Source organism: Streptomyces flavofungini, from assembly GCF_014650815.1.
Taxonomy (GTDB): Bacteria; Actinomycetota; Actinomycetes; order Streptomycetales; family Streptomycetaceae; genus Streptomyces; species Streptomyces flavofungini.
In genome coordinates, this window is sequence record NZ_BMVR01000007.1 from 130,976 (window position 1) to 150,243 (window position 19,268).

A 19,268-nucleotide genomic window follows, 5' to 3' on the forward strand; every position below is an offset into this window, starting at 1 on the left:
CGGACTTGAGGTGGGCTTCGGTGGGGAGTCGGTCGGGGGAGTCGTGGGCTTCGGTGGGGAGTCGGTCGGGGGAGTCGAGGTCGGGGTGGGCTTCGGTCAACCCGCTGGCCAGGGTGGGGAGTTCGGTCGATCTGTGGGGGAGGGGGGTGGGTTCGGTCGGTCCGTGGGGCAGGGTGATGAGTTCGGTCGGTCCGTGGGGCGGGGTGATGAGTTCGGCCGGTCCGTGGGGCGGGGTGATGAGTTCGGTCAGTCCGTGGGGCAAGGCGATGAGTTCGGTCAACCTGTGGGGCAAAGCGATGAGTTCGGTCAACCTGTGTGGCAAAGCGATGAGTTCGGCCGGTCCATGGGGCAGGGGGGCGAGTTCGGTGAGGTGAGCGCCGCGCCGGTCCCGGGCGCGATGGATGCGGCACCGCAGGAAGACGTACCCCCGTCGCTCTTCCACGTGCACCTCGCCTTCGGCGGCGGCGACGGCAGCGGCGGACGCGCCGAGAGCGATGTGGGCGGCGGCGGTACCGGAGGCGGCTGTTGTCCCGACGGGCCCGGCGGTGCCGACGTGCTCGCGGTCGTCGCGGACGGCCGGATCACCATCGAGGAGCTGCGTGCCCGGCCCCCGCTTCCGCTGGACGACCTCGCGGCGCTCGCCGCCCGCATCGAGGGCCCGCTCAACGACGCGTTTCGCGGCCTGGTCGACCGGCACGGGGCCGCGGATTCGCTCTGCCGCGGCGGCGGTCCCGCCCAGGAGCCGCCCGGCGCCCGCCGGGGCCGCCCGTCCGCGCGACGCGGCAGCGCGGTGCGGAACGTCGCGGCGGACGCGTACCGCGGGGCGCTCGACGACGGCGAGGACCCCGTGCTCGCCGTGATGCGCGCGACGGGGCACAGCCGCCGCAAGTCGCTGCGGCTCATCGCGGGGGCGCGGGATGCCGGGCTCCTGATGCCGGGCCGCCACCGCCGCTAGGGGGCCGCGGCCGGGGGAGTCGGCCGCTGCGGGCCGCTGCTCCGCCCGCCCCCCCCCGCGGCAGCTGACCGACAGAGCGGCCGATCAGCCCTCGATCCTCAGCCGCCAGCCGCCAGCCGCCAGCCGCCAGCCGCCAGCCGCCAGCCGCCAGCCGCCAGCCGCCAGCCGCCAGCCGCCAGCCGCCAGCCGCCAGCCGTCAGCCGTCAGCCGTCAGCCGTCAGCCCTCCACCTCTCAACCCATCCCGCGCATCCGATTGATCTCACTCGTCTGCTGCGCGATGACATCGTTGGCCATCTCCTCGACCAGGAGGTTGTTGCCCTGGGAGAGCGCGTCGGTGGCCATCGTCACCGCGCCGGTGTGGTGGGTGATCATCAGCTTCAGGAACAGCTCGTCGAAGGCCGCGCCCTTGGCCGCGCGCAACTGCTTGAGCTGGGCGGGGGTCGCCATGCCCGGCATGCCCGCGTGGTCCTCGTGCCCGCCGTGTCCCGGCTTGCGGGACTCCGTCCCGGACCTGCCCTTCTTGGCGTGTACCTTCAACCACCGCTCCATCGCGCCGATTTCGGGCTTCTGGGCGGCGGTGATGCGGTCCGCGAGCCGCTTCACCTTGGTGGACTCCGCCCGCTTCGGGACGAGTTCGGTCATCTCCAGGGCCTGGCTGTGGTGCGGGATCATCTTCTCGACGTACTCGAAGTCGGCCGAGTTCGGGCTGTCGTCGTCGGTTCTCTTCTTCGTGGCGTCCTCGGCGGACATCGTCGCCGCCGTCTCGCCCGGCTTGCCCGGGGCGATCACCGAAGGCCCGGACGATGAGGGGGATGTGGCCCCCTTGTCCGACCCTGATCCGGATTCCGAGTCGCAGCCGCCGATGGCGAGGACGACGGCCGCGAGCAGCCCGGCCGTGGCGCAGGCGCGGACGGTGGACGTACGGGCGGCGGACGTACGGCGGTGGGGCACGGCGACCTCCTGTGGCACGCGGGGTGGTTGGGTACGTCCTAGCACGCCGATGAGCATCAGTGATCAGAAATGTTCATTACGACTGCGTTGCCGTCTGTTGTTTTGTACATGAGGAGCACGATACTGCGGGTGTCCGTGAACCGTTCGCCCCCGAACGGGCACAAGGGAGGACGCAGTGACCCTGTTGAACGAATCCAGAACGCGCCGCAGACGCCTGGGAGTTGTCGCGGCCGCTGCCGGGCTGCTGGCCGCGCTGCTGACCGCGGCGCCCGCCGGGGCGACCCCGGACCCGGGTGACACCCCCAAGGCCCCCAAGAAGGTGTCCAGGAGCGACGCCGCCGACACCAAGAAGGCGATATCCGACGGCAAGATTCCCGCGCCGGACGAGATCGTCCACTCCGACAACATCGAGCACCTGACGAACATCCCCAAGGACGCGCTGCCGGGCACGAACTCGGACCTCGCCTTCCAGGGCAAGTACGCCTTCGCGGGCAACTACGACGGCTTCCGCATCTTCGACATCAGCAACCCGAAGAAGCCGAAGACGGTCGCGCAGGTCCTGTGTCCCGGCTCGCAGAACGACGTGTCGGTCTCCGGCGACCTGCTGTTCCTGTCGACGGACTCCTCGCGCAGCGACAGCTCCTGCTCCAGCACCACGCAGCCCGCCACGGAGAAGTCCTCGTGGGAGGGCATGAAGGTCTTCGACATCAGCGACAAGAAGAACCCGCGGTACGTCGCCGCCGTCGAGACCGCCTGCGGCTCGCACACCCACACGCTGGTCCCCGAGCGCCGCAACGTCTACGTGTACGTCTCCTCGTACGCGCCGAGCGCCGCGTTCCCCGACTGCCAGCCGCCGCACGACGGCATCTCCGTCATCAAGGTGCCGCGCAAGGCCCCGCACAAGGCCGCGGTCGTCGGCTTCCCCGTGCTGTTCCCGGGCGAGGGCCCGGACGGCGGCGGCAACCCGGGCGGGCCCACCAACCCGGGCGTCTCCAAGACCACCGGCTGCCACGACATCACGGTCCTGCCCTCCAAGGACCTGGCGGCGGGCGCCTGCATGGGTGACGGCATCCTGTTCTCCATCAAGGACCCCGAACGCCCGAAGGTCATCGACCGCGTCCAGGACAATGTGAACTTCGCGTTCTGGCACTCGGCGACCTTCAACCAGCGGGCCGACAAGGTCGTGTTCACCGACGAGCTGGGCGGTGGCGGCGGCGCCACCTGCAACGCCGAGATCGGTCCGAACCGCGGCGCCGACGGCATCTACGAGATCAAGGGCTGGGGAGACAAGCGCAAGCTCGTCTTCAAGAGCTACTTCAAGATCCCGCGCCACCAGGCCGACACCGAGAACTGCGTGGCCCACAACGGCTCGCTGATCCCCGTCAAGGGCAAGGACCTCATGGTCCAGGCCTGGTACCAGGGCGGTGTCTCCGTGTGGGAGTTCACCGATTCGGCCAAGCCCAAGGAGATCGCGTACTTCGAGCGCGGTCCGATCTCCGCCGATCAACTCGTCGGCGGCGGCTCCTGGTCGGCGTACTACTACAACGGCCACATCTACTCGAACGACATGGTCAAGGGCTTCGACGTGCTGAAGCTCAACGACAAGCGCACCAAGCCCGCCGAGCGGGTCCGGATGCACGAACTGAACGTGCAGACGCAGCCGGAGTACTTCGGCTGGGACGACTGACACCCGGAACCCGTCCCGGCACCTTTGATCCGGAGGTGCCGGGACGGGTTCCCTGCTGTCACCGATGCCGTACGGGGGGCGCGAGGCCCGTCAGGGAACGCGTTCCGCGACCTTGGTCGCCCGCTGGAGCAGCGCCTCCAGCGGGCCGCGCCGGAAGAACCGCGCCCACAGCGCCGCGAACACGGTGACGCCCGCGACGAAGCCGAGGAGCACCAGCGTCGACTGCGGCAGTTCGTCCTCGCCGAGGAGGCGGATGGCGACGATGTGCAGGACGTACGCGGTCAGCGACATGCTGCCGACCGCGATCACCGGACCTGCCAGGCGTCGGAAACGCGGCAGCGCGTCGACGGCGAGCAGACAGGCGGCGAGCACGGCGACGGCCACACCGGTGTTCGCCACGATCGACAAGGTCGTCTCGCTGTGCGGCGCGGCGACGAACAGCCAGCCCCAGGTGTCCTCCTCGGGCCAGCCCGCGACGTCCGACCACCAGGCCGTGCCCGTCCCCCCGGCCTGGAAGCCCGCGTCGCGCAGGGCGTGCGCGGCGCCGGGCAGGTGGTGCAGCGCGAACCAGGACCCGCCGTAGCCGAGCACGGCCAGGCCCACGCCGGTGGCGGCGAGGCGGATCCGGACCGCGGTGTCCGCCAGGTCGAGCCGCGCCACGGCCATGCCCGCGATGACGAACGGCAGCCAGGACAGCGCCGGGTAGGAGCCGGTGAAGAGCAGCGAGACCAGGCCGTCCGCGGTGCGCGGCCAGGCCAGGGGGCCTGTGGCGCCGCCGCCGAGGGCACCGTCGTCGTAGACCGCTCGCACGATGAAGTACAGGAGTTGGGGGAGCACGAGCGCCGCCACCACGGCGATCTCGGCGAGCGTCCGTGCCGAGAGCCGGTACAGCGGCAGGACGAGCAGGAAGTACAGGCCGTAGAAGGCGAGGATCACCTCGACCGGCGTGCCGGTCATGGTGAGCGCGGTGCCGAGGGCGAGGAGCACGACGGCGCGGAGCGCGACCTTCGCCACGGCCTGGCGGCCCGCGCGGCCGGTCTTCGGCGCCCGGCGCCCCGTCATCAGGACGACGGAGAAGCCCGCGAGGAACGCGAAGAGCGCGGACGACCGGCCGTGCGCCAGTTCCATCACGAACCCCCGCACGCCGCCCGCCGTCGCGGGGTCGGGCCCCACATGGGCCGCGTACATGCCGAAGACAGCGAGGCCACGGGCGAGGTCGACGCCTATGAGACGGCCGGTCGACCGCGCGTCGGCCACCGGCGGCGCGGGCAGGGCCACGGCCGGTGCCACTGCGTTCTGTGTCATGCCCGCAAGCCTTGGCGGCGGGCGTCGCGCGCAGTATCCGGCAGTCGTCCGGCACCGCTCCGCCGCCTGGCCCGCCGCTCCCCCCGAACGGCTGGAACCCCCACGCCGGGTGGCTGCCGTACGGGGCCGCCCCCGTGCGCCGCCGACGCCGCCGCCTAGAGTCGTCCGGGGACGATCACGAGGGCGGTCCCCTCGCGGACGGCCGGTCGGCCGCCCCGCGGGACGACGACGGCGAGGCGGGACAGCGTGATCCGGGTAGTGGTGGTGGACGACGAGGCCCTGGTGCGGTCCGGGTTCGAGCTCATCCTCAACGCGGCCGACGACCTGCGTGTCGTCGCGACCGCCGCCGGGGGCAACGCCGTGGACACCGTGCGCCGCGAGCGCCCCGACGTCGTGCTCCTCGACATCCGCATGCCGGAGGTCGACGGCCTCACCGTCCTGCGGGAGCTGCGGGCGCTGCCCGAGGCACCCGTGGTGGCGATGCTGACCACCTTCGACACCGACGAGTACATCGTGACCGCGCTGCGCTCCGGGGCGGCCGGGTTCCTGCTCAAGGACACCGAGCCCGACCAGCTCGCCCAGCTGGTGCGCACCCTCGCCGCGGGCGGCGTCGTGATGTCGCCCAAGGCCTCGCGCTCCATGATGCGCGCCCATCCGGGGCCCGGCGGCGGCGCGTCCGGCGCCGACCGGTCCCGCGTGGAGCGCCTCACGGGCCGCGAGCGGGCCGTCCTCGTCCTCATCGCCGAGGGCCTCACCAACGCCGACATCGGCACCCGCCTCCACCTCAGCGCGGGCACCGTCAAGGACCATGTGAGCGCCATCCTCACCAAGCTCCGCGTCACCAGCCGCGTCCAGGCGGCCCTGCTCGCCGAGCGCGCGGGACTCCTGGACGCGGAGGGCCGGGCGGCGGACCCGCGGTGAGCGGGCGGGCGGACGACGAGGGGGCGTCGCGGCCGACGGCGGAGCCCGGGGCGGCGGCGGACGACGAGGAGGCGCCGCGCTCCACGGCGGACCGCCGGGCGTCGATCCCCGCGGCGGGCCGCCGGGCGTCACCGCCGTCGGCCGACCGGCCGGGAACGCTCGCGGCACTCAAGGCCACGTGGCCGCGCCGTCTCCCGCCCTCCCTCATCGACCTGGTCATCGTCGCCGGCGCGGTGATCGACATGGGGTTCACCACCGACTTCTACGACGAGACCCCGGAGGCCCTGACCGCGGCGGCGGTGGCCTGCGCCGCGCTGGTCCTGCGGCGCCGGTTCCCGCTCGCCGTCGTCCTGCTGACGCTGCCGTCCAGTCTGATGGTCGAGCTGACGGTGCCGCCGTTCGCCGCCCTGTTCACGCTGGCCGACCGGACGCGGGACCGCAGGCTCCTCGCGGCGTGTGCGACCCTGTCGGCCGCCGCGTCCGCCTTCCCCTGGCCGCCGGATTCGCTCACGTCCGACGACCAGACCGGAACCCTGATCTACTTCGTCTACACACTGACGACCGCGGCCGCCCCCGTGCTGCTCGGCCAGCTCACCCAGGCGCGCCGGGACCTCTCGCGGCGCCTGGCCGAGATCGACCAGGTGCGCGAGCACGAGCGGGCGCTGCACGCGCAGGCCGTGCTCGCCCGGGAGCGCGCGCAGCTGGCCCGCGAGATGCACGACGTCGTCTCGCACCAGGTGTCGCTGATCGCGGTGCGGGCGGGCGCCTGGCAGGTCGCCGCCAAGGACACCGACTCAAGGGAGGCGGCCCGCACGATCCGCTCCCTGAGCGTCAACACCCTCGACGAGCTGCGGCACATGGTCACGCTGCTGCGCGCGTCCGACGGCCGCGCCACCGAGCTCACGCCGCAGCCCACCCTCGCCGACCTCCGGGCCCTGGTCACCTCCAGCGGCATCGAGGCGGAGCTGACCGGCGCGCTCCCGCCGGACATCGCGACGCCCGCGCAGCGCACCCTGTACCGCACCGTGCAGGAGGCGCTCACCAACGTGCGCAAGCACGCGCCGGGCGCCCGCGCCCGCGTCCACCTGTGGGACGACGGCACGGAGTTCGGCGTCACGGTCACCAACGGCCCGCCCGCGCGCCCCTCCCTGCCCCTGCCCGGCTCCCAGCAGGGCCTCATCGGCCTGCGTGAGCGGGCGGACCTGCTGCACGGCACGTTCCACGCGGGCCCCACCCCGGACGGCGGCTACCGGGTCAGGCTCGGCGTCCCGAACACGGACGGCTGAGCCCGCCACGCCCGCACCCGTCGCCCGCTGAGACCGGGCCGACGGGCAGCCACCGCCATCGCGTACCCCGGTCGAGGCAGCTGGCGGCAGGGGGACGGGTCATCGGTCGCCGCCCGGCCGGAGCGTGCTGAACCAGCGCACCACCTCCGCCGTGGCCCGCACGTTCGAGCCGAGGTGCCGTGACTTCTGGTGGTCGACGGCGCCGAGGTCGACGACCGGCACCCGCATTCCGCTCTCTTGAAAGGCCGCGGCGCAGTTGGCCGTGTTCCGGACGGTCGCCTGCTCATCGCCTCGCGCCATGTAGAGCCGGGTCGGGGCCGCGGGTTTCCAGTCCTTGCACACGCTGTCGGTCGCCCGCAGCCCGGCCGCGAGGCCGCCCTTCGGGTGGGCCAGCAGGTCACGCCCGTACGGCGTCAGCAGTTCGGCCGGCGTGCGGGGCAGCGCGCTGATCATCTGCGGACCGGTGTGCATACCGTCGAACAGCTCCGCCACGGCGGGGTCGCGGAACACCTCGCCCGGGTTCTCGTACACGTCGTGGACGCGGTCGAAGGCGACCAGGGTGTACGCGGCATACACCACGCTCCACCTCGGCTCCAGCTCACCGTCACCCGCGAGCAGCGCCGGGATCTCCGCGCCCCCGAAGTCGTAGGCCCCGCTGATGGGGGCGAGGGCGCCGAGCCTGAAGTGCCGGTCCTCGCCTGCCTGGAGGGCCCTGCCGAGCCCGAGCGCGGCCGACGCGCCCTGCGAGAAGCCGGTGACGAGGACGTCGCGGTCCAGGGTGCGATCGGTGCGCGGGGCGAACCGGCGGGCGGCGCGGAGCAGATCCAGGGAGGCCGTGGTCTCGGACGGCACATCCATCCACGGGTGCTTGCCCGGGCCCGTGCCCATGCCGAGGTAGTCGGGTGCGACGGTGGCGAAGCCCGCGGCGGCGTACGTGATGGCGGGGCCGGTCAGGAACACCTTGCGCTGCATGGAGGGCGCGTCGACGCGGTGGACGCCGGTGCCGTGGGCGAACGAGACGGTGCGCAGACGTCCTTGGACCCCACGCGGGACGGTGAACAGCCCACTGGCGGTGGTGGGTCGGCCCTTCGTGTCGACGGTGCGGTAGACGAGGCGGTACGCGTCCACGCCATGGCGGGCGGCGCCGGGGTCGTACCCGGAGGCGGTGAGCTCGGCTGCGGAGTCCTTGGGCGACGTGAGGGTGTAGAGCAACTCGGCGGAGAGCAGGGTGCCGCGCTGGCGGGCGTGGGGTGCGGGTGCGGCGGACGTCGGTGCTGCGGGTCCGGCGTCGGCGACGCCCGCCCCGGCGAGGATCGCGACGGCGATGGCGGCGGCGGTGGTGACTTGGCGGCGACCGTGGCGGTGGCGATGCGGGGTCCGAGCGACTGGCATGGTGCGATCTCCCTGACGTCCTGCTGATCCGGAACGAGTTCAGCCTCGGTCGGGAGGGGGCCTTGACGCACTGGTGCACGCCCCCGGGCTTGGGGGAGTGGTAGGCCCCAAGCCCGGGTCGCGGTGGTTCACGCCTCGCGCTCGGTCACGCGCCGCTGCTTCATGTTCCCGCGTCCGACTTTCCGCGCAGTTTCACGGACGCCGTGCTCGCGTTCTTGATGGCCGTCTCGATCTGGGACATCGAGGAACTGGACGTGAGTCCCGGCACCTTCGCGGTGTTCAGGGCGTAGAGCGTGAACGTGTACGGGTGCGAGGAGCCGCCCGGGCACGGGCCGAAGTACTGACGGGAGTTGGCGCCGCTGCCCATGGCCTTCTGCTTCGCGCCGTCGAGGCCGGGGACGTCGAAGCCCGGCCCCAGTTTCTCGGGGAGCGCGGAACGGGCTGCGGGGACGTCCCAGAGGGCCCAGTGGAGCTTGTTGCCGTTGCCCGCGACGTCGGCGAAGACCACGGCGTAGGCCTTGGCGCCGGTGTCCCCCGCACCCCAGGCCAGCGGCGGTGAGGTGTCCTGGCCCGCCGAGCCGTCCCCGGCGCAGGTGTACTTGTCGGGGATGGTGGCGTTGTCGGCGAAGGCGGTGCTGGACAGCTTGAACGCGCCGGGCCCCGGGTCGGGCCCGCCGGAGTGGACGATGTCGATGAGCAGGATCCGGTCGTTGCCCGCCGTGCCGTCCTTGTCCGTGGACGTGGTCAGCCAGATGTCGCCGTCCGGATCGGCCTCCACGGTGCGCAGCCGGTCGTACGTCCCCTGGAAGTACGTCTTCTGCTCGACCAGGTTGGAGCCGGAGTCGATGCGCAGCCGGTAGACGCGCTCACCCTTGGTCGTGGCGACGAAGACGTGGTCGTTGATGATGGTCAGGCCGCTGGGGGAGGCGGACGCCACCGGCCAGGTCTTCTTCGGTGCGGTGTAGCCGGAGCAACTGCCGCTGGTGCCCTCGCAGTGCGGCCAGCCGTAGTTGCCGCCCCGCTGGATCAGGTTGACCTCGTCCATGGTGCCGTCGCCGAACTCCGCCTGCCAGAGGCGGCCCTTGGAGTCGAAGTCGAGGCCCTGCGGGTTGCGGTGGCCGATGGACCACACGGCGTTGCCGTACGGATTGTCCGAGGGGATCGATCCGTCCGGGTTGATGCGCAGGATCTTGCCGTTGAGGGAGTTCTTGTCCTGCGCGCGGGAGTCGTTCTGGGCGTCGCCCATCCCGGCGTACAGCTTGCCGTCGGGGCCGAAGCGCAGCCGCCCGCCGTTGTGGAAGCGGCTCTTGGCCATGCCGTCGAGCAGCACCTTGTAGCCGCTGAGCGTGTCGTTCTCCAGCGTCATCCGGGCGATGCGGTTGCCGTCGGACGAGGTGTGCAGGAAGTACACGTAGTGGTCGGTGGCGAAGCTGGGGGAGACCTCCACGCCCATCAGGCCGCCCTCGCCGCCCGTGGTCTGGGAGTCGGGCACCTTCCCGAGCTGCGTCTTCTGGCCGGACTTGGTCAGCCGGTGGACGTTGAAGGTGTTCCGCTCGGTGAAGATCCCGGAGCCGTCCGGCAGGAACGCCACGCCCCAGGCGACGTCCACGCCACTGGCGAGGGTCTTCACGGTGCCCGGGTCGGGCGTGCCGCCCGGCTGTGCACCGGCGGTGGTGACGCTGATCTCCGGGCCGAACGCCGACTTGTTGCCCTTGGCGTCGAAGGACCGGACCTTGAACGTGTACGTCGTGTCGGCCGTCAGGCCCGCGACGGTCGTGGCCGCGGTCTCCGAGGTGCCCGCGGCGGCGCCGTCGCGGTGGATCTCGTACCCCGTGACCCGCACGTTGTCCGTGGACGGCGTCCACGCCAGGTCGACGCTCGTCCCCGTCTTGCCCGTCGAACGCAGCCCCTCAGGGACGCTCGGCGGCTCGTCGTCGGGTGGCGCGGGCAGCGTGGCGACGGTGACCGCATTGCTGGCGTCGGAGACGTTGGAGGCGGCGTCGCGCGCGAAGACGGTCCAGTCGTAACTGGTCTCGGGCGTCAGGCCGGTGACCGTGGTGGCCAGCGTGGCGCCGTCGACCTGTTTCATGAGCTGGCCGTGCTGGTACACGTCGTAGCCGGTGACCTTCACGTTGTCGCTCGCCGCGGCCCAGGCCAGCGACACGGACGTGGTGGTCGGTTCCTTGTCCTTGCGCAGGTTCCCCGGGGCTGTCGGCTTCTCGGTGTCGGCCGGGCCCTGCGGGGTGACGGTCAGGCTGTCGAGGTTGGGGCCGTCCACGCCCGCGGTGGCGGCGCGGATCTTGTGGGGGCCCGAGGTCAGGTTCGTGGTGACACTGGCGGTCTTCCACGTGGTCCAGGCGCCGGTGCCGGGGAAGGAGAGGTTGTCGGCGGCCTGGGTGCCGTCGACCGTGATGTCGAGCGGCCGGTCGGCGGAAGTGCCGTTGGCGTACCGGAAGTCGAGTTTGGTCGGGCCGGGCCGTTCCGCCTCGACGGTGAACTCGACGTACGCGTCGGACACCACGTCGAAGTTCACGAAACCGGTGCCGGTGTGCCCGGTGTGGTTGGACTCCACCTTGCCCTTGACGACCTGGGCGGACTCGGCCTCGTAGGGGGCGGCGCGGGGCAGGGGAGCGGAGTGGGCGGCGGGCAGCGCCACGCAGAGCGCGGCGGTGGTGGCCACGGCAGCCAGGGCGCCGAGCGCCCTCGACGGCCGGGGGCGGATGCGTCTCACGGTGTCCTCCGGGGAGAGCGGGGGGTGCGGGGGAGAGGGCTCACGGGGAGGTGGCTCCGTACCTGGACCGTTAGGAAACTTTCCTGTCGAGCGAGAGAGCACGCTAAACCTCGGATGTGTACCTGTCAACGGATCGCGTGCGCCTCCGTGCTCGCGGTCGTGACGGCCCCTCATATGCCGGAACGCCCCGAGGAGTTGACCGACAGCGTCAGGCGCGGGTGGGTGGCGGGCCGGACACCGGGCGCGACCCACACGTCTTGACCGGCCCGCGCCGACACCCCGAGCTCACCCCCGCACCCGCACCGTCACCGAACGCACCACCGGGGCATGCGCGTTGTTGAACGCGCGGATCAGGAACGTGTGCCGCCCCGCCCGCAGCCGCGCCGTCGTCGTCCAGGGCGCCGCCGCCCTCCGCCTCGCCGACGACCGCCCCGAACTCGCCGCCGACGCACTGGCCGCGGGTGCCGCGTCCGGCCGGAACGTCCTCGCCTCCCTGGGCCGACTCGTCGCGGTCGTCGGCGACGAGTCGGCCGGTGGCGCACCCCACGAGTCCCTCCCGCACCTCTGCGCGGGCCTGGCCCGCCTCGGCTTCCCCGTCACCCGTACCGCCGAGGGCCGCCCCCGCCCCGTGCCCGGCGTCACCTCCGTGGTCGCGTACCGCATCGTGCAGGAGTCCCTGACGAACGCCATGCGGTACGCGGCCGGGGCGCCCGTCGCCGTACACCTGCGCGACGGCGCCCGTGAGCTGGCGATCACCGTGAGCAACGGACCGCCGCCGGGCGGGACATGGGTGGGCCGGGACGCCCCGCTGGGTTCGGGCCGGGGCCTCGCGGGCATGCGGGAACGGGCCGCGAGCGTGGGCGGCGGGCTGAGCGCCCGGCCGACCGGCGACGGCGGCTGGACCGTCGAGGCGACGCTGCCGATCCCCGGCGCCCACCCTCGGACCCGGGCCCCATCGCGGACGCGGCGGCCTTCGCTCTGTGCACCGTGCTGCCGCTGCTCCTCGCGACGACCTCACCGGACCCACTCCTGCCCGACCTCACACCCGCACAACGCGCCGCCCTGGCCGCCCTGTTGGCGGTCCACGCGGCCCCGCTGTTCCTGCGTCGGCGCGCCCCCGCCACGGCGCTCGCGGCGATGCTGACGGTGAGCCTCGGCTGGTCGGCGGCGGCCGCCCTGGGGCTCTTCGGCGTCGGCTGGCTCGGCCCGCTCGCCCTGGCGTGGACGGCGGAGCTGACGGGGCTGCACGCGGTCGGCGCGTACGGTCCCGTGCGTGTGACCTGGCCCGCCCCCGTGGCGGTCGGCCTCGCCGGCGGCCTCGCGGCCGGGCTCGCCGTGGCGGGCGATCCGGCGGAGTCGGCGGGCCCCGGCACGGTCGCGCTGCTCGCGGCCCTCGGGCTCGCCACCGTGCCCTGGCTGCTGCCCGTCTGGGCGCTCGGCCTCCTGACCCGGGCCCGGCGCGGGTGGCCCGTGGGAGCAGCGGCTGCTCGACACCGTCGCCGCGCGGGTCGGCGAGGCGGTGACGGGGGAACGGCGGCGCGTCGCGACGGGCCTGCACGCGACCGTCGTGGAGCACACGGTGGCGCTCGTCCGGCTCGCGGAGGCGGGTGTCGCCGGGGCGACGGACACGAGGGTGGCGCTGGAGGGCGTCACGGGGGCCGCGCGCAGGGCGCTCGCGGGGCTGCGGGAGTTGCTGGACGAGCTGGAGGAAATGGAGGAGCGGGGCGTTGCCCCGCCGAACGCCCCTGCTTCGCCCTGCCAGGAGCCCCGCGCCCCCACCCTGAAGGAGACACACGCATGACGGTTCGAGTGGTCGTGGTCGACGACCAGGCGGTGGTCCGTGCCGGGTTCGCGGCCGTCATCGACGCCGAACCCGACCTCACCGTGGCCGGTCAGGCGGCGGACGGTGCCGAGGCGTTGGAGCTGGTCCGGTCCTGTCGCCCCGACGTGGTCCTGATGGACATCCGCATGCCCGGCATGGACGGCCTGACGGCGACCCGCCTGCTGACCGAGCCGACCCGGGTGAAGCAGGAGGCCCGGGTGAACCGGGTGAACCAGGCGAACCGGGCCGACCGGCCGGACCCGGCCGACCCGCCCCCACGCGTCCTCGTGCTCACCACCTTCCGCCGCGACGAATACGTCTTCGCCGCCCTGCGCGGCGGCGCCTCCGCTTCCTGCTCAAGGACTGCGAACCCCAGGAACTCGTCGACGCCATCCGCACGGTCGCCGCCGGTGAGGCGCTGCTCGCCCCCGAGGTCACCCGCCGCCTCATCGACGCCTTCGCCACCGGCGCCGTCGTCCCGCGGGCGCGCCCCGACGGCCGCCTCGACGTCCTCACCGCGCGGGAGCGGGACATCCTGCGGGAGGTGGCCCGCGGCCTCAGCAACGCCGAGATCGCCGAAGCCCTCGGCATCGGCCGCTCCACCGTGAAGACGCACATGAACGCCCTGCTGGCCAAGCTGGCGCTGCGGGACCGCGCCCAGGCGATCATCTTCGCGTACGAAGTGGGCCTCGCGAGCCCGGACGGCACCGCATGACAGAGAGCGACCGAAGACGTCTGCGCCGTGCCCCGGACCCAGTGGCAGCCATGGGTCCGGGGCTGTCGAGCGCTCCCAGGCACGCGCTGACCCCGTCAGGTCAGGAGCGCGCCGCGAAGGGGGATCGGCCGACCGGCTACCGCATGGTCAAGAGGTGCTCCGAGGCGTACCGGCAGTGTCCCTGCGGTACTGCGCGGGCGACCCCTTCGTGCCCTCGTCCTCGTACGACCCGGCCTTCCCCCGGTCCACATGGAACGTCGTCAGCGTGCTGACCGGCGAGCGCGGGTCGCGGCGGTCGCCGATGACCCGCATGTGGGCGCTGAACCGCTCCGGCGTGACCTCGTACACGTCGTAGCCGTACCGGTTGCCCTCGAAGTACTTCAGGTGCGGATTGGCCTTGCCCATCACGGGGCCGTTGGCGGCGTTCCACTCGGGGGAGTAGGCGCCGGACGTCACCGAGTGGGCGGTGAACTCCGTCCCGACCAGCGGGGATTCGGGTTCGTCGAAGTCCGTGCGGACGTCGTCGACGAACGCCGAGTGCCAGTCGCCGGTGATGACGACCAAGTCCTCCAGGCCGCTCTTGTGCACGTGCCCGAGGACCTCCTTGCGCTCGGCGAGGAAGCCGTCCCACTGGTCGGTGAACATGTACGAGCCGCCCGGCTTGCCCCGCAACTGGCTCAGCATGATCGAGTTGGCCCAGACGTGCCAGGCGTCGGGGGCGCGGTCGACGGTCTTCTTCAGCCAGGACTTCTGCTCGGCGCCGAGGATCGTGCCGTCGGGCAGGTTCTGCGCCGAGCGGTACGAGCGCAGGTCGAGGACGGCCAGTTCGAGCAGGTCGCCCCAGCGGCGCACGCGGTGGATCTCCGGGTCGGGCAGGGCGGACCCGCCGAAGGAGTCGCGGTGCGGCATGTGCTCGAACCACGCCTGGTACGCGGCCGCGCGGCGCCGCATGAACGGCGCGCCGCCACCGGTGCCGCTGTAGTCGTTGACCACCTCGTGGTCGTCCCAGGTGAGGAACCACGGATGGGCGGCGTGCGCCTCCCGCAGCGACTTGTCCCCCTTGTACAGGGCGTGCCGCTTGCGGTAGTCGGCGAGGGTGAGGATCTCCGGGCCGTCGTGGTCGCGCACGTGCTTCTCGGGTACGCCGCCGACCTGGCCGTGCTCGTAGATGTAGTCGCCGAGGTGGACGACGAAGTCGACCTTCTCGCGGGCGATCCCGCGGTGCGCGGCGTAGAAGCCGTCGTGGAACGCCTGGCAGTTGGCGGCGGCGAAGGTCACCTTGGCGACCCGGCCGCGCGGCGCCGTCTTCGTACGCCCGACGCGGCTGGTCCTGCCGAGCGCCTTGAACGCGTACCAGTAGTGGCGGCCCGGCGCGAGGCCGCTGACCGGCACGTGCACGCTGTGGCCGAGCGTCGCGGACGCCGGTGCGGTGCCGCGGGCGACGACGCGCCGCAGCCCGGGGTCCTTGGCGACGACCCAGTCGACCTCGACGACCTCGGGAAGTCTCTGCTCCGCGGCGAGGGGTTCGGGCGCGAGTCTGGTCCACAGCACCACGGAGTGGGGCTGCGGATCACCGGAGGCGACACCGAGCGTGAACGGCGCCCGGTCGTACTCGGCGCCCAGGTTCTCGGCCGCCTCGCGGGCCTGCGCCGGAGTCAGGCCCGGGGCGAGCGGCCAGGCGAGGCTGAGCGCGCCGACGGCCGCGGCGGACTTGAGCAGGTCACGGCGGTTGACGGTCATCAGCGGCCTCCGGCGGGCGTCAGAGTGAGGGAAATGGCGTCCGCGTAGCCGTCGTTGGAGGTTCCGCCGCCGCTGCGGGTGAAGACGAGGAGGACCCGCGCCGAGCGGGCCGTGGGCGGCACGGCCGCCGCCGCCGTCCGCTCCAGGAGCCCCGTGCGGCCCTCGCGGTCGGCCTGGCCGACAGGACCGAGGACGCTGAGCGCGACGGGAGTGCCCTTGGCGTCGCGGAACTCCACGGAGAGACGGGCGCCGTCCTCCTGCGTCGCGAAGCCGCCGAGCCAGGCCGCCACGGTGTACCGCACCTTGCCCGCGTCGACGGCGCGCCGCCCCGTCGGGCCGCTCCGGGGCAGGGAGATGTCCTGGACCAGCGAGGTCCGCGGGCTGTTGCCGCCCGAGAAGAACCGGCTGCCGCGCCGGGCGGGGCCGGGGTCCGAGGCGGTCGGGTAGCCCCCGCCGAGGCTGTAGGCGATGAGCGCCGGGGCTCCCTGGGCGACCTTCCAGCCGCGGACCGTCGGGACGGGGTCGGCCGTGCCGCCCGCCCCGCTCTCCGCGTCGCCGTTGACGACGAGATTCACGCACGCCTCCTGTTGATCGGTGAGTTGAGCGCGGTCAGCCCACCAGCCCCGCATGAACCAGGAGAAGCGTTTCGGCAAATTCTGTTACCGGCCCGCCCCCGGTGCGGGGGGGCACCTCCGTTCCCGTGACGCCACGACCACAGCGGGCTAGGTTGAGGCGCCAAGGGGCCGACCGACCAGGGGGGAGTCGTCATGACGTACGACGTGTCGCTCATCAACAGCAACGTGCCGCACTCCGCGCGCATCTGGAACTACTGGCTCGGCGGCAAGGACTGCTACGAGGCCGACCGTCAGGTCGGCGACGAGATCCGGGCCGCCAACCCGGAGATCACGGAGATCGCCCGCGCCCAGCGCGGCTTCCTGGCGCGCGCCGTCACGTACCTCGTCGCCGAGGCCGGCATCCGCCAGTTCCTGGACGTCGGCACCGGACTGCCTACCGCGGACAACACCCACGAGGTCGCCCAGCGGGCCGCACCCGAGACCCGGATCGTCTACGTCGACCACGACCCGATCGTCCTCGCCCACGCCGCGGCGCTGCTCACCAGCTCCCCCGAGGGCGCGACGGACTACATCCAGGCCGACCTGCGCGACCCCGGCACCATCCTGGAACGCGCCGCCGCCACCCTGGACTTCACCCGGCCCATCGCCCTGATGCTGCTCGGCATCACCGCCCACCTCACCGACGACTCCGCGTACGCCGTCGTGGCCCGCCTGACCGACGCCCTGCCCGCCGGCAGCCACCTCGTCCTGTGCGACGACACCGAGGTGATCCGGCCCGAGCAGATGCGCCGGATGATCGAGCAGTGGAACGAGGCGGGCGACAATCCGCGCGTCAACCGCAGCCCCGAGGAACTCGCCCGCTTCTTCGACGGCCTGGAACTCGTCGAGCCCGGCCTGGTCTCCGTGTCCCGGTGGCGCCCGGCGCCCAGTGGCGCCGAGCCGCCCGCGGAGGTCGACGACTTCGGGGGCGTCGCCCGCAAGCCCTGACCCGCACCACGGGCACGCGGCAGCGCGGCCGGGTGCCGCGCGCCCGGGCCGGTCACTGCCGCGCGGCAATTTTCATCTTTCCCGCCCGCGCGTCAACCTGGCGCGCCCGAGATGACTCTTCCTTCGCAACGGCCCTCGCCTTGACCAACTGACCAGGGGGCCAGAACAAGGAGGGGAACTGTGCGTACGCACAGATGGAGAAACGCCGCCCTTGCGACGAGCATGGCCGGAGTACTCGCCGCCACCGGAGCGACCGCCGTCGCCGAGACGGGCAGTGCCCAGGCCACGCCGCAGGTGCCCGACCTGCGCGCCGACGTGAACCGTGACGGCACCGTCGACGTCGAGGGCACCGGCGACACCGCCGGCGAGAACACCTGGACGGCCGGCCGGGGCGCCATCGTCCTGCCGAACGTCGACGACGACGCCAAGCGCTGCCCCGTGAAGGACGCGCAGGGCAGGCCCCTGACGGACGCCAAGCTGGCCAAGTGCAACGACGCGTCGGACACCAAGGTCAACGGCGCGCGCGACGCCGCCGACCTGGCCCGCCTCAAGACCGTGCCGATGCCCAAGACCCCGGCGGGCAGCCACGGCACCGTCAAGACGGTCGGCACGGGCGCCAAGAAGGCACGCCTGTTCATCAAGCGCGACGGCCGCTGGTCCCTGCTGCGGCCCACCGACCGGCTCACCGCCAAGGAGCTGCGCACCGGCGTCGAGCTGGGCATCGAGGCCACCGACGTGGTGCGCGACGCCGCCAAGTGGGACGGGAAGGTGAAGGTCCGCTTCACCGTCACCAGCGGCGGCACGTCCACCGCCGACGACGTCGTGCTGCGCACCGCCCCCGTGCTCACCCACCACCACCTGCAGCGCGCCGAGGAAGTCCTCGTCACCGAGGTGCAGGGCGAAGGCCCCTACAGCCGCGCCCAGCAGAAGTTCGTCAAGGACTTCGCGAAGAAGGTGAAGGACGCCGGGATCAGCAAGCCCCTGACCAAGTTCACCAAGTACGCCGACCCCTGGGCGCAGGACTTCGTCGAACCGGCCTACGCGAGCGCGCCGGGCCCGGGCGGCAAGCAGCACACCATGCGGGTCCTCATCCGCTCCGCGCAGCCGGACCGGGACGCCGGACGCGAGCTGTTCGAGAAGCTGCGCGGACCGGACGTGGGCGTGGTGCAGGTCAGCGGGGTGCGCGACAGCGAGGAATGGACGCTCAACTCCATGGGCAACCTGGAGACCATTCCGCCGTACACCCTGAACGGCAAGAGCTACCCCGCCGGACGCATCATCCAGGGCTACCGGGCCGACTCCGGCTCCAAGCCCGCCAAGGCGATGCGCACGTTCCTGTCCTCCCAGGGCGTGCAGGCGCCGCTGCTGCTCGACACGTCCTGGCTGTCGGTCGGCCACGTGGACGAGTTCGTCCAGTTCCTGCCCGCCGACACCCCGCGCGGCTGGCGCGTCGGCGTCGCCGACCCGGCCCTCGGCGTGGAGCTCCTCGCCAAGGCCAAGCGGGACGGCCACGGCGCCAAGAAGATGTTCTCCGTGCCGCGTTCCCCCGACGTCCCGGCGCCCAAGGAGACCATCGACCAGGTCCTCGCCTCGTCGAAGTTCCAGGCCGACAACAAGCTGGCGGCCGACCGCATCAAGGCGAACCTCGCCATCCTCAAGCGCGAGACCGGCATCACCGACGACGAGATCGTCAAGGTGCCCGGCCTGTTCACACGCGACGGGGACGAGAGCGCCGCCGCCACCGGCAGCCGCAAGCTGCGCCGCATGGGCCCCGACCGGCTGCAGAAGTTCAACCAGCTGCGCGGCGCCGACGAGGCGAAGGACCGGGGCGGCCAGGGCTCCAGCCAGAATGACGGCGGCACCGCGCGCCAGGCTCCCACCCGTACGCACAGCGCGTACGTACCGGGCGCCGTCAACGGCGTCCTGCTCAGCCCGACCCGCTACCTGGCGCCCCAGCAGTGGGGCCCGGTCATCGGCGGCCGCGACATCTTCACCGACGCCGTGACCTCCGTGTACGCCAAGGCGGGCTTCACCACCACCTACATCGACGACTGGTACACGTACCACCTCGGTATGGGTGAGGTGCACTGCGGCACCAACACACTGCGCGACGCCACCGCGCCGTGGTGGCCCAAGGCGTAGGGCCGTCCCCGCGGGACCGGCGCGCCACCAGGGGTGCCGGTCCCGCCCCCGTCTCCGG

At 72.7% G+C, this 19,268-nt stretch carries 15 protein-coding genes and 1 pseudogene; 9 read left to right on the forward strand and 7 right to left on the reverse strand.

Annotated elements, in window-relative coordinates:
* Window positions 1-262, reverse strand: a 262-nt coding sequence (locus IE274_RS39535) for a hypothetical protein (RefSeq protein WP_229909664.1), incomplete at its 3' end; no start/stop codon positions are given.
* A gap of 51 nt (window positions 263-313) precedes the next feature.
* Here IE274_RS39535 and IE274_RS19810 point away from each other — a divergent pair.
* The gene (locus IE274_RS19810) at window positions 314-955 is read left to right on the forward strand and encodes a DUF6214 family protein (RefSeq protein WP_229909665.1); all 642 of its coding nucleotides are present in this window, start codon (window positions 314-316) and stop codon (window positions 953-955) included.
* Window positions 956-1,187: 232 nt separating this feature from the next.
* Here the strand turns inward: IE274_RS19810 and IE274_RS19815 are convergent, their stop codons facing one another.
* Window positions 1,188-1,907: a DUF305 domain-containing protein gene (locus IE274_RS19815; protein WP_229909666.1), complete on the reverse strand. Its 720-nt coding sequence runs from the start codon at window positions 1,905-1,907 to the stop codon at window positions 1,188-1,190.
* A 175-nt stretch (window positions 1,908-2,082) separates the two neighbouring features.
* On the opposite strand from IE274_RS19815, the gene IE274_RS19820 reads away from it, so the two are divergent.
* On the forward strand, window positions 2,083-3,594 hold the full coding sequence (locus IE274_RS19820; RefSeq protein WP_190117171.1) for an LVIVD repeat-containing protein: 1,512 nt from the start codon (window positions 2,083-2,085) through the stop codon (window positions 3,592-3,594).
* A 90-nt stretch (window positions 3,595-3,684) separates the two neighbouring features.
* On the opposite strand, the gene IE274_RS19825 is transcribed toward IE274_RS19820, so the two are convergent.
* Window positions 3,685-4,899 carry a DUF418 domain-containing protein gene (locus tag IE274_RS19825; protein WP_190117172.1) on the reverse strand — a complete coding sequence of 405 codons (1,215 nt, stop codon included), beginning with the start codon at window positions 4,897-4,899 and terminating at the stop codon, window positions 3,685-3,687.
* 246 nt (window positions 4,900-5,145) lie between these two features.
* Here IE274_RS19825 and IE274_RS19830 point away from each other — a divergent pair, with 246 nt between their 5' ends.
* On the forward strand, window positions 5,146-5,820 hold the full coding sequence (locus tag IE274_RS19830) for a response regulator (protein WP_229909667.1): 675 nt from the start codon (window positions 5,146-5,148) through the stop codon (window positions 5,818-5,820).
* Window positions 5,821-6,062: 242 nt separating this feature from the next.
* A complete protein-coding gene (locus IE274_RS19835; RefSeq protein ID WP_190117450.1) occupies window positions 6,063-7,106 on the forward strand; it encodes a sensor histidine kinase in 1,044 nt (347 codons plus the stop codon).
* A gap of 99 nt (window positions 7,107-7,205) precedes the next feature.
* Here the strand turns inward: IE274_RS19835 and IE274_RS19840 are convergent, their stop codons facing one another.
* Together IE274_RS19840 and IE274_RS19845 are read right to left on the reverse strand one after the other, a co-directional pair.
* Window positions 7,206-8,498 carry an alpha/beta hydrolase family protein gene (locus IE274_RS19840; RefSeq protein WP_229909668.1) on the reverse strand — a complete coding sequence of 431 codons (1,293 nt, stop codon included), beginning with the start codon at window positions 8,496-8,498 and terminating at the stop codon, window positions 7,206-7,208.
* 160 nt (window positions 8,499-8,658) lie between these two features.
* Window positions 8,659-11,070: a PQQ-dependent sugar dehydrogenase gene (locus tag IE274_RS19845; RefSeq protein ID WP_229909702.1), complete on the reverse strand. Its 2,412-nt coding sequence runs from the start codon at window positions 11,068-11,070 to the stop codon at window positions 8,659-8,661.
* A gap of 517 nt (window positions 11,071-11,587) precedes the next feature.
* On the opposite strand from IE274_RS19845, the gene IE274_RS19850 reads away from it, so the two are divergent.
* From IE274_RS19850 to IE274_RS19860, 3 genes and pseudogenes are all read left to right on the forward strand, one after another.
* Entirely contained in the window at window positions 11,588-12,373 is a 786-nt protein-coding gene (locus tag IE274_RS19850; RefSeq protein ID WP_190117173.1) for a sensor histidine kinase, read from the forward strand.
* Window positions 12,374-12,748: 375 nt separating this feature from the next.
* Window positions 12,749-13,030 (forward strand): hypothetical protein, encoded by a 282-nt coding sequence (locus tag IE274_RS19855; RefSeq protein ID WP_190117174.1) that lies wholly within the window; start codon window positions 12,749-12,751, stop codon window positions 13,028-13,030.
* Window positions 13,027-13,766, forward strand: a pseudogene (locus IE274_RS19860) (response regulator). Before IE274_RS19855 ends, IE274_RS19860 begins: the two are co-directional and overlap by 4 nt.
* A 147-nt stretch (window positions 13,767-13,913) precedes the next feature.
* Here IE274_RS19860 and IE274_RS19865 read toward each other — a convergent pair.
* On the reverse strand, window positions 13,914-15,506 hold the full coding sequence (locus IE274_RS19865; RefSeq protein WP_190117175.1) for an alkaline phosphatase D family protein: 1,593 nt from the start codon (window positions 15,504-15,506) through the stop codon (window positions 13,914-13,916).
* Window positions 15,506-16,081 (reverse strand): phosphoesterase, encoded by a 576-nt coding sequence (locus IE274_RS19870; protein ID WP_190117176.1) that lies wholly within the window; start codon window positions 16,079-16,081, stop codon window positions 15,506-15,508. The genes IE274_RS19865 and IE274_RS19870 overlap by 1 nt, the downstream gene beginning before the upstream one ends.
* Window positions 16,082-16,273: 192 nt before the next feature.
* Here IE274_RS19870 and IE274_RS19875 point away from each other — a divergent pair, with 192 nt between their 5' ends.
* A complete protein-coding gene (locus IE274_RS19875) occupies window positions 16,274-17,068 on the forward strand; it encodes an SAM-dependent methyltransferase (protein ID WP_190117177.1) in 795 nt (264 codons plus the stop codon).
* Between the two features lie 222 nt (window positions 17,069-17,290).
* Window positions 17,291-19,210 (forward strand): protein-arginine deiminase domain-containing protein, encoded by a 1,920-nt coding sequence (locus IE274_RS19880; RefSeq protein WP_190117453.1) that lies wholly within the window; start codon window positions 17,291-17,293, stop codon window positions 19,208-19,210.
* Window positions 19,211-19,268 lie beyond the last annotated feature (58 nt).

Excerpts from the sequence above, each read along its gene's own strand:
- IE274_RS19835 (WP_190117450.1), top strand. The coding sequence starts at position 6,063 with ATGGGGTTCACCACCGACTTCTACGACGAGACCCCGGAGGCCCTGACC.
- IE274_RS19865 (WP_190117175.1), bottom strand. The coding sequence starts at position 15,506 with ATGACCGTCAACCGCCGTGACCTGCTCAAGTCCGCCGCGGCCGTCGGC.
- IE274_RS19840 (WP_229909668.1), bottom strand. The coding sequence starts at position 8,498 with ATGCCAGTCGCTCGGACCCCGCATCGCCACCGCCACGGTCGCCGCCAA.
- IE274_RS19880 (WP_190117453.1), top strand. The coding sequence starts at position 17,291 with ATGGCCGGAGTACTCGCCGCCACCGGAGCGACCGCCGTCGCCGAGACG.
- IE274_RS19825 (WP_190117172.1), bottom strand. The coding sequence starts at position 4,899 with ATGACACAGAACGCAGTGGCACCGGCCGTGGCCCTGCCCGCGCCGCCG.
- IE274_RS19875 (WP_190117177.1), top strand. The coding sequence starts at position 16,274 with ATGACGTACGACGTGTCGCTCATCAACAGCAACGTGCCGCACTCCGCG.